Origin of the sequence: Moraxella sp. VT-16-12 (genome assembly GCF_002224245.2) — a bacterium.
Classification (GTDB): Bacteria; Pseudomonadota; Gammaproteobacteria; order Pseudomonadales; family Moraxellaceae; genus Moraxella.
On record NZ_NKHK02000001.1, the window covers coordinates 347,195 to 358,437 of the forward strand.

Genomic DNA, 11,243 nt, shown 5'->3' on the forward strand with positions numbered 1-11,243 from the left:
ATGTATTTTTGACTAAAATCATCATCATGAGCCACTCTCAACACTCACCTAAAAACAACAAAAACAAACGCAAAAAACCACGTCGCTCCCAAGAAGATATCATGGCAAATGCCTTTTTAAGGGCGACTTTTAAACCTGTCAAAAAATCCATGATAATGGCATGGTTTTTGGACGTGGTGAGCGTGCTGCTTTTGGTGGGGCAAACGTCCGTATTGGTGGCAATTTTTTCATTTTGGCTTGATTATTTTTTGGGCAAAAGCGAACTTGTTGCACCAAATATTTGGTGGTGGGCGGTGGTGGTTGGGCTACTCATGGTGGCTCGGGCAGTTTTGGCTTATGTGCGTGATTATCTATTGACAAATGCTGGTCTGTCAGTGGCTAAATCGGTGCGACAGCGTTTGTTTGACAAGCTTGGTGAGCTGGGGTTGGCTCGGCGATATTTTGGGGCTGATGGGGCATTGGCAACCAAGATTGTCAGTGAGCCTGACCATTTGATAGGGTTTGCTCGTTTTGATGTGCAAAAAATGACCGCTGTTACCACCCCCATTATTTTGGCAGGGTGTATCAGTTTTTATAGTGTAACGGCATCTGTGATTTTGTTATTAACTGCACCGCTTGTGCCGATTTTTATGGCGTTTATTGGTATTGCCACCGCTCGCAAAAGCCGTGAACAAATGGACGCTTTGGCTCAGCTTGGTGGGCGGTTTTTGGATTGGATAAGGGGCATCAATACCTTATCACGATTGTCGGCAGTGGACATTGCGGTGGTGGACATTGAAAAAAGTAGCGAAGACTATCGCAAACGTACGATGAGTGTCCTAAAAATTGCCTTTTTAAATAGTGCGGTGCTTGAATTTTTATCGGCGTTATCCATTGCATTGGTGGCGGTGTATCTGGGCTTTGGGCTGATGGGGATTTTGCCGTGGGCAGAAGGTCAAGTATTGACCACATATAGTACGGCATTGTTTATCTTGTTGCTTGTGCCTGAGTTTTATGCCCCTCTAAGACGGCTTGGGGCGGAGTATCATGTCAAAGGTCAGGCGATGGCGTGTGCCAAAGCCATTGCTCCCATGCTAAATTTTAAAAGCAAACACACCCAAGGTGTGCCAATCACCCTAAAAACTCCCCCAAGTTTTCACCTAAAAAACATCACCGCTTTTGGTGATGATGGGCGAGTGCGACTGTCGCCAACCACGCTGGATTTTATGGCAGGCAAACGCAGTGCACTTATGGGTGAAAGTGGGGCGGGAAAATCCACGATTTTGCATATTTTGCTGGGTTTTGGTGATTATGAAGGTGATGTACTGATAGACGATGGCGTATCTTATCGTTACGGCGATATTGATGTGGCTCACCTAAGACAGCAGATGGGGTATTTGTCGCAGTCTGTGCCATTGTTGCCTTTGAGCATCGGTGAAAACTTACGCCTTGCCAAAGCGTCTGCCAGCGATGATGAGTTGTGGGCAGTGCTTGATGATGTTGGGTTATCTGCGGTCATTCGTGCCCTGCCGATGGGGCTTGATACGCCACTTGGTGAGCGTGGGCGTGGGCTGTCAGGCGGTCAGGGGCAAAGGCTTGGTATTGCTCAGCTGTTACTTCAAGACAGCAATGTTTGGCTGCTTGATGAGCCAACCGAACATTTGGACGTACAGACGGCAGATGAAATTAAGTCGCTACTGTGGCGATTGTCAGCAGGTAAGACGGTGATTTGGGTAACGCATGATGAGAATTTTGGTGATTTGACGTTTGATGTGGTGCATGATTTAAACAAAAAAGGGCAGGCTGATGAAAAATAACGAACAATTTAAGCTGTCGCAATTATTAAGCACCCAAAAATCTTTGTGGCTCATCGCTTGGCTGCTTGGTTTTGCCACGGTGGTGTCGGTGTTAGGTTTGGTGATGGTGGCGGGGTGGTTCATCACCATAACGGCGGTGGCAGGCGTGCTTGGCGTGCTGTTTAATTATTTTATCCCATCTGCCATCATTCGCCTGTTTGCCCTGACACGCACACTGGCTCGCTATGGGGATTTGATGGTGTCGCACCATGCGATTTTTGGCTTATTAAAGGAGTTGCGGGTTAAATTCTTTGCTCGTTGGGCAAAATTAACTTCCCAAGAACGCCAAATGGAAAGCAGTAGCCAAACCATGCACCGCCTTGTTAAAGACATTGATGTTCTTAATGAGTTCCCTTTGCGTTTGGTGTCGCCTTATGTGGTGGCGATATTGGCAACAGTCATGTTGTCCGTGTTGATACTGATGTCTTTGCCTTCTGCGTGGTTTGTTGTGGTGCTTTTGGTGCTGACTTTTGTGGTGGCGTTTTTTGCTTTAAAACAAGGCATTAACCTTGCCAAACAAGAAAGCGCACTCACCGAACAACGCCAATCTGCTTTATTGGACATATTGCCTGCCACCCATCAGTTATTGATTTGGGGGCGATGGCAAGATAAAGTGGGGCAACTGATAAACTTAGATGAAACGCACCACGCACGCACGCAAAAAATCCATGCCCTAAAAAGAAATACAAGTTTTATCAATCAATGTATCATCGCTGTGGCGGTGTGTTTGGTGCTTGGGCTGACTCATCGTTATTTTGTGGTGGACAATCAGGTGGCTGTTTTTACTGCTGACAACCTAAGCCGTCATGTTCATTTAAACCCTGCTTATGTGTTGGCGTTGGTGCTTGGGCTGTTTGGATTGATTGAGATTATCACAGCTTTAACGTCAGAGCCACTTGCCTTGGGGCGAAGTGTGATGGCAAAAGAGCGTCTTAATGGGCTTATTGTATCGCACATCGCACCTTCACCAAAGACATTGCTTAATGACAATGTACATACTTTATCATTACAAAATGTTTCAGTCAAAATGCCATCTGCCATCATCGGTGCGGATAATATTAATGCCACTTTAACCAATGATAAACCCACACTCATCATCGGCGCATCAGGGGCAGGCAAATCTACCTTGCTGGCGACATTGGCAGGTGAGATACTCCTTGTTGGTGGTGCAATTTTGGTGAATGATCTTGCCTTTGATAAGGTGGATTTTGGGTCATCGTTGGGATTTTTGGGGCAAAATGTGGATATTTTTGACCAAACATTGGCGGACAATCTGCGACTTGGTAAACCATCTGCCAGCGATGATGAGCTGTGGGCGGTGCTTGATAAGGTGAATTTGGCTGATTGGGCAAAATCTCAACCTAAGGGGTTAAACACGCCATTAGGTGAGTATGGCATGGCAATCTCAGGCGGTCAAGGCAGGCGTGTGGCACTTGCTCGGCTACTGCTCGCCCCAAAATCTATCATGTTATTAGATGAGCCATTTGCAGGGTTAGACAGTACCACTCGCCAAAAAGTATGGACAAGTCTAACGGACATGCAACGAAATGGTCAGATTGGCATACTTGCCATCGCCACCCATCAAATTTGGCAAAATATGGGCGACACCTGTGTGTTAAAGGTGAAATAATCTCTTGAAAAATTTTTTGTCATCCCTATTTTTATCCTGTTATTTTTTTAACAGGATAATTTTATGACCGAACAAACCAACTCTCCAAAAACTCATAGCTTTGAAACAGAAGTCAATCAGCTTTTGCACCTTGTTACTCATTCGCTATATTCAAACCCTGATATTTTTATCCGTGAATTGGTGTCTAATGCGTCAGACGCTTGCGATAAGCTCAGATTCTTGGCAACGAGCGATGACAGTTTGTACGAAAATGACGGCGAGCTTGCCATCAAAATTGACCTAGATAAGGAAGCAAAAACCATCACCATCAGCGACAACGGCATTGGCATGAATGAAGCGGACGCCATTGAGCATTTGGGAACGATTGCCAAATCAGGCACAAAAGCCTTTTTGGACAAATTATCCGAAGCTGATAAAAAAGATGGCAATCTTATCGGACAGTTTGGTGTGGGTTTTTATTCTGGCTTTATTGTGGCAGATAAAATTACCGTAGAAAGTCGCAAAGCAGGCGAGCCAAGCACCCAAGGCGTACGCTGGGTCTCAGATGGCACAGGCTCATTTACTACCGAAACAATCAACAAAGAAAATCGTGGCACGTCCATCACACTTCATCTAAAAGATGAATTTGTGCAACGAGAAGATGGCGAATATGGCTATCTTGACCGCTACAAAATCAAGTCTTTGGTTTCTAAATACTCTGACCATATTAGCCTGCCTATCCAAATGCGTAAAGAAGTTTGGCAAGAAGATGCCGAGCAAGACGAAGATGCGACCGTGCCAAATGGTGAGATGATTTTGACTGATGAATATGAGACCATCAACAAAGCATCTGCCTTGTGGACACGTTCAGCCAGTGAGATTAGCGATGATGAGTATAATGAGTTTTATAAAACTGTCAGCTATGATTTTGATGAGCCACTAACTTGGACGCACAATCGTGTAGAAGGACGTGTGCAGTATACTCAGCTGCTTTATATCCCCAAAAAAGCTCCCTTTGACCTATATGCTCGTGAACAGCAACGTGGACTAAAACTTTATGTGAAGCGAGTGTTCATCATGGACGATGCTGAGCAGCTGTTACCCATGTACTTGCGTTTTGTTAAAGGGGTGATTGACAGCAGTGATTTACCACTGAACGTCAGCCGTGAGATATTGCAAGAGTCTCGTGATGTCAAATCTATCCGTGAAGGCAACGCACGCCGTATCTTGACCTTGCTTGCCAGTCTTGCCAACAGTGAAAATGAGACCAAACAAGGAAAATTTGCTGACTTTTACAAAGAGTTTGGCGACGTGTTAAAAGAAGGTTTGGGCGAAGACCAAGCCAACCAAGAGCGTATCGCCAAACTGCTTCGCTATGCCACCAGCACCAATGATGAAATAAGCACAGGCTTTGCTGATTATAAGGCACGCATGAAAGAAGGTCAAAAAGCGATTTATTATCTGACCGCCGAAAACTTGGTTGCCGCCAAAAATAGCCCACAATTAGAGCTGTTTAACAAAAAAGGCATTGAAGTGCTACTGATGACCGCTCGTGTGGACGAATGGGCGATGAACTTTATCCATGAGTTTGATGGTACGCCCTTACAAAACATTGCCAAAGGGGCGGTAGATTTGGGTGATTTGACCGATGAAGCTGAAAAAGAAGAAGTCAAAAAAGCCGAAGAAAATCTAAAATCTGTGGTAGAGCGTTTAAAAAGCGTGCTGGGCGAGCAAGCCAAAGACGTGCGAGTAACCAGTCGTTTGGTAGATAGCCCAGCGTGTTTGGTGGTGGGAGATGGTGAGCTGACCCCGCAAATGGCACAAATGCTCAAAGCCATGGGGCAGCCTGTGCCTGACGTTAAGCCCACACTTGAAATCAACCCCACCCACCCACTCATCAATAAGCTAGAAAATAGCAGTGAGTTTGATGACTTGGCACAGGTGATTTTTGACCAAGCACTCATCGCAGATGGCGGGCAGCCACACGACCCAGCAGGGTATTTAAAGCGGATTAATAAACTGCTGCTTAAATAAACCACAAAACCCAAAACCAAAGAGTTTTGGGTTTTTTAATAAGCTGATGACACATTTACATTTGTTTACTAAAATCGCCATGAAAGGGTGTTATACTTTGAACATTACTCATGTTTGGGGATTTTTATGAATAAATTTAAGGCAACGTTGTTGGGTTTGGTGATGTTTTCACTAATGGCGAATGCTCATACTGCCCCACTAAGTGCAAACTGTCAAAACCATGCTACAAATATCATTCAAGTGAGTATGTATGCTTTTATGTGCTTAGGTACAGATGACTTAGGCTGGGGTGATGAAGAAGATAAGGCGTTTGACCGCTTAGAATCACAAGTTGCAACGACTTGTGCAGATGCTGATGACCAAGCCATGCAAGATTTGGGTGCACAGCTTTTTGCTGGCTTAGAAGACTTAAACAGCGAAACTCAACTGACTGCCTACTGTCAAAGCATTACCCCAACTGTCAAAAGCGTTCTACATCAATATAAATAATTTAATTTAAAACTTGCACCTTGAAAAACACTCCGATGTTTATTGGGGTGTGTTTTAAATTGGTTTTTAGTGGTTAATTGTATGAGAAAAAATAACACTGACACCACCAATTTACCCATTTTCTGTTAATAAAATAAAGCAAAAGCTAACAATGTTATCACGATGGGTGTTTGCAAGCCATTTTGATTATTTATCATGTCAGATGGAATTCCTTTTTAATAAAATGTGCGGCAAAACCGCCGATATTCACCAAGAAAACCGTGTGAAGCTTGCCAGTCCTGCGATTTGGCACATACGGATTTGCCCATCATTATCCACAACATTCCCAAGATGAAGTTTATCACCAAAAATAAAGCTATTCTTGGCGAGTACTGGTAAAGTTGCTGATATCAAAGCCATTTTGGCGAGCGATGGCAAGGTAGTTTTGGTAGATGGCATCATCTAGGGTGGGTGTGCGAGATAGTATCCACAGATATTTTCGGTCGGAGGTGCCAACTAGGGCGGAGGTGTAGTTTTGGTGATTTTGTGTGGTGGCAATCACCAAATAATCTGCTTGACCAAAGGTGAATTTTTTTAGAAAGCCGGGCAAGAAACTTACCTTTAATTTGGCATTACTACTATCAAAAACATGGGCTTCACCATGTGCTGATATTTGCCCGTCTTTGGTTTGGCAGGTGTTGAGAATTTGGATTTTGCCATTATCTTTTAAGCTATAATTGGCAGTAACATTATGCGTACATTTGTCCTGAAAACTCATGGGCAGTCGCCCAATCTCATACCATGTACCAAGGTAGTCATCAAGGCGAAGTTGGCTGACGGTTTGTGGTGGTGGCGCTGTGGGTGTGGGTGTGCTGGTGCAGGCACTAATGCCAGCTAGAATGATGAGTACAGTGGGGACAAAAGGTGCTTTTGCGTGCATAATAAAACCTAACATGATAACTCCAAGGGCGGATTGTAACATAAAAAACTGGGACTTACTAAAATAAATTTATTTAACATAATCTATATTGTTGATATATTAAAATAAAATGATAAAACGCACATAAAATAAGCACCATCTTACCAGCAGTTAAACCACCAACAAATGCCCCAGTGCCACAAACCTGTGTAAAGATTTTCCAAAAATCATGAAAATCTGCTAAAATAGGGCGATTTATATTTCACTTGGAATTTGCCATGATGACCATTGCTGGATACCCATTTTTAACCGATTTTCAACGCCAAAAACTTCTTAATGAACTACAAAGCCACCTAAATATCTCTGACATCACCACGCAACAAGTCTATGTATTTGAGCAAGTATTGAGCGATGGCGACACCACAAAAGCCCTAAGTTTGTTAAATCAAGGTCAATCCTTGCCACTTCATGCACCAAAGGACAATCAGGTGCAAGTGATTGTCTCGCCCCGTTTTGGTACGATTAGTCCGTGGTCATCTAAGGCAACTGATATTTTTAATAATTGTGGTGTTGATGTTGGTCGTATTGAGCGAGTGGTCATCTTTACACTCACAGGCGATGATTTGCCAGCCACTTTACCCAAACAAGCCGAAAATATTCTACATGACCGCATGACCCAAAGTCTAAGCTATCAGCTGTCAGACGTGGCACGGCTGTTTGATGACCATGAGCCTGCACCGCTTAATCATGTTGATATTATGGGGCAGGGCAAAGATGCTCTAATACAAGCAAATAAGGCGTTTGGCTTTGCCTTATCTGGTGAAGATATTGAGTATTTGGTGGAAAATTTTACTCAGCTTGGGCGTAATCCTACTGATGTGGAGCTGATGATGTTTGCCCAAGCCAACAGCGAGCATTGCCGTCATAAGATTTTTAATGCCGAGTGGACGGTGGATAAAGAAGTGCAGCCAAAGTCGCTGTTTAAAATGATTAAAAATACTTATGAAAGCAATCCTGATGGGGTGTTATCCGCCTACAAAGACAATGCAGCAGTGATAGAAGGTTTTATGACAGATAGATTTTATCCCACCAAAAATGCCGACGGACTGCACCAATACCACTTTCATCAAGAGATGGTAGATATTTTGATGAAGGTAGAAACCCACAATCACCCCACCGCCATTGCTCCTTATTCAGGAGCAAGCACAGGCTCAGGTGGCGAGATACGAGATGAAGGGGCGACAGGGCGTGGCGGTAAACCCAAGGCAGGTTTGACTGGGTTTCACGTGTCGCATTTGCACCTGCCTGATATGCCCGAAAAATGGGAAAAACAAACTTTGGCATACGGCAAACCTGAACGCATGGCATCTGCCTTACAAATCATGACCGAAGCACCGCTTGGCTCATCGGCATTTAGTAATGAATTTGGTCGCCCAAATTTGACAGGTTATTTTAGAAGTTTTCAGCTTGACACCAGCAAAGATGGTGATGGCAGTGCCATGCGGGGTTATCATAAGCCGATTATGATTGCAGGCGGTTATGGTAACATCAAACGAGATTTGATAGAAAAAAATTCAATCAAGGCAGGTGATTTGCTCATCGTGCTTGGTGGCCCTGCCATGCAAATTGGTTTGGGCGGCGGAGCAGCCAGTTCGGTGGACAGCGGTGAACTAGATGAAGGCTTGGATTTTGCCAGTGTACAGCGAGATAATGCCGAGATGGAACGCCGCTGCCAAGAAGTGATTGATACCTGTTGGGCAATGGGGGCGGATAAAAACCCCATCGTTTCTATTCATGATGTGGGGGCAGGCGGTCTGTCCAATGCCATGCCTGAGCTGGTCAATGACCATGAGCTAGGAGCGGTGCTAGAATTACGTAAAATCCCATCGCTAGAACGAGGCATGAGCCCGATGGCGATTTGGTCAAACGAAGCCCAAGAACGCTATGTACTTGCCATTCGCCCTGATGATGAAGCTCGTTTTGATGAGATTTGTGCAAGGGAGCGTTGCCCTTATGCGGTGCTAGGCGTGGCAACCGATGTGCGTGAGCTGGTGGTCAATGATGAGCTGTTGCCTGAGCAACCTGTGGATATGCCCATGCAGGTACTGCTTGGTGGCACGCCAAAAATGAAACGCAGCTTTGAGCGTCAAACACCACAGCTATCACCTTTAAACCTTGACGGCGTGGATTTGTCAAGCAGTATCAAAGATGTGTTACGCCACCCCACTGTTGCCAGTAAGTCTTTTTTAATCAGCATTGGCGACCGCTCTATCACAGGCATGGTAACACGTGAGCAGTATGTGGGGCGTTATCAAGTGCCTGTGGCAGACTGTGCGGTAACCAGTAGCACGATTTTTGCTGACACAGGCGAAGCAATGGCAATGGGTGAGCGTACGCCTGTGGCACTTATCAATCCTAAGGCATCTGCTCGTTTGGCGGTGGGTGAAGCCATCACCAACCTAATAAGTGCCGACATTGCTCGTATGAGCGACATTACTTTATCTGCCAACTGGATGGCAGCGTGTGGCGAAGACAAAGAAGACATGGCACTGTTTGATGCGGTGCATGCGGTGGGTGAAGAGCTTTGTCCTGCACTGGGTATCGCCATTCCTGTGGGTAAAGACAGCTTATCTATGCGAGCCACTTGGCAAGATGATGGGGCGGATAAGGCGGTGGTATCTCCGATGAGCCTGATTATCACAGGCTTTGCCCCTGTACAAAATGTCGCACGCACCATCACACCTGAGCTTGTCAATGCAGACAGTTTGCTCTACCGAGTTAATGTGGGTCAAAACTATCGCTTGGGCGGTTCCGTCTTTGCTCAGACATTAAGCCAACTGGGTGATGATTGTCCTGATGTTGATGACCCCAAGGCTTTGATTGATTTTTTTGAATTTATCAAAACCGCCAAAGACCAAGGGCTTATCCGTGCCTATCATGACATCTCTGATGGGGGCTTGATTGCAAGCGTTGCTGAGATGCAGTTTACCGCACGAGTGGCGATTGAGCTAAATTTAACTGATGACAATCTACTTGGCGAGCTTTTTGCAGAAGAGCTTGGGGCGGTGGTACAAGTATTGCCACAAGATGACGATGCTTTGATTGCACAGGCAAAGAGCATGGGTATGGGCGACAGACTTGTTAAAATAGGGCAAGTAAAGCAAACACCCCAAGGCGGTGGCAACATGGATACGCTGACCATTTGCACCGCTAATGAGACACTTGTGTTTGACCGTGCTGATTTGCAACAAGAATGGACAAAGGTTAGCCACGCCATTGCTCGCCTAAGAGATAATCCTAAGTGTGCTGACCAAGAATTTGCACTCATTAGCGACCCTAATCATCAAGGGTTGATTGCACAGGCAAATTATGACCTAAATCAAGCGATAGAAGCTCCTTATCTAAACAGCCGTACCACTCGCCCCAAGGTTGCCATCTTGCGTGAACAGGGCGTAAATGGTCATATTGAGATGGGGGCGGGTTTTGTGATGGCAGGCTTTGATGCCATTGATGTCCACATGAGCGATTTGATGCGTGGCAAGGTGGATTTGCGAGACTTTGAAGGCTTGGTGGCGTGTGGCGGATTTAGCTATGGCGATGTGTTGGGGGCAGGCTCTGGCTGGGCAAATAGCGTGTTACATCATGACAAGCTGTCTATGATGTTTGCCAAGTTTTTCCACCGCCCTGAAACCTTTGCACTGGGGGTGTGTAATGGCTGTCAGATGATGAGTCAGTTAAAAGAGCTGATGGTGGGGGCAGAGCATTTCCCACGTTTTACCGCCAATAAATCTGCCCGTTTTGAAGCTCGCAGTGTCAATGTGCGTGTGGAGCGTACCAAGTCGGTGCTATTAAAGGGCATGCAAGGCAGTATCTTGCCGATTGCGGTGGCTCATGGCGAAGGCTATGCTGGTTTGTCAGACAGACAGCGTTTTGAGTTAGAAAGTAGCGGTCAAATTGCCCTGCGTTATGTGGATAGCACGGGCAGTCCCACCGAGCATTATCCTTTAAACCCCAACGGTTCTATCGGCGGTATCACAGGCATTTGTAGCAATGATGGGCGAGTTACGCTCATGATGCCACACCCAGAGCGAACGCTGCGAGCGGTCAATCATTCATGGAAACCTAATGAATGGGATAAAGATGGGGCGTGGGCAAGATTGTTTAGAAATGCACGGGCATTTTTAAGATAAATCACAGCTTTGCGTTTTGCTTAATCGCCCTTTTTTGACCATCAAAAAGGGGCGTGTTTATTTTGGGATTTAATACATGATGATATTGATTTTTATCATATGCATTTGAATAAAATTTAATCTTTTTTATTCTAAAAATGGGCGAATTTTATTAAAAAATCCCTAATAAAATTAAGTATAAAGATGAA

General features: G+C 45.1%; 6 protein-coding genes. 5 read left to right on the top strand and 1 reads right to left on the bottom strand.

Translation table 11 applies throughout. From position 1 onward, the window contains the following. Positions 1-26 precede the first annotated feature (26 nt). The 4 genes from cydD to CEW93_RS01655 all read left to right on the top strand — a co-directional run bounded on the left by cydD (position 27) and on the right by CEW93_RS01655 (position 5,967). Positions 27-1,796, top strand: a complete 1,770-nt coding sequence (gene cydD, locus CEW93_RS01640; protein WP_089539696.1) for a thiol reductant ABC exporter subunit CydD — start codon at positions 27-29, stop codon at positions 1,794-1,796. After that, positions 1,786-3,465 (top strand): amino acid ABC transporter ATP-binding/permease protein, encoded by a 1,680-nt coding sequence (locus CEW93_RS01645; protein ID WP_089539698.1) that lies wholly within the window; start codon positions 1,786-1,788, stop codon positions 3,463-3,465. The genes cydD and CEW93_RS01645 overlap by 11 nt, the downstream gene beginning before the upstream one ends. Before the next feature lie 63 nt (positions 3,466-3,528). After that, a complete protein-coding gene (htpG, locus tag CEW93_RS01650) occupies positions 3,529-5,478 on the top strand; it encodes a molecular chaperone HtpG (RefSeq protein WP_089539700.1) in 1,950 nt (649 codons plus the stop codon). Between the two features lie 126 nt (positions 5,479-5,604). After that, positions 5,605-5,967, top strand: a complete 363-nt coding sequence (locus CEW93_RS01655; RefSeq protein ID WP_089539703.1) for a hypothetical protein — start codon at positions 5,605-5,607, stop codon at positions 5,965-5,967. A gap of 355 nt (positions 5,968-6,322) precedes the next feature. Here CEW93_RS01655 and CEW93_RS01660 read toward each other — a convergent pair whose 3' ends face one another. Beyond that, complete coding sequence (locus CEW93_RS01660) at positions 6,323-6,901, bottom strand: lipocalin family protein (RefSeq protein WP_186727864.1); 579 nt, start codon at positions 6,899-6,901, stop codon at positions 6,323-6,325. 242 nt (positions 6,902-7,143) lie between these two features. Here CEW93_RS01660 and purL point away from each other — a divergent pair, with 242 nt between their 5' ends. Next, entirely contained in the window at positions 7,144-11,055 is a 3,912-nt protein-coding gene (gene purL / locus CEW93_RS01665) for a phosphoribosylformylglycinamidine synthase (protein WP_089539706.1), read from the top strand. Positions 11,056-11,243: the final 188 nt, after the last annotated feature.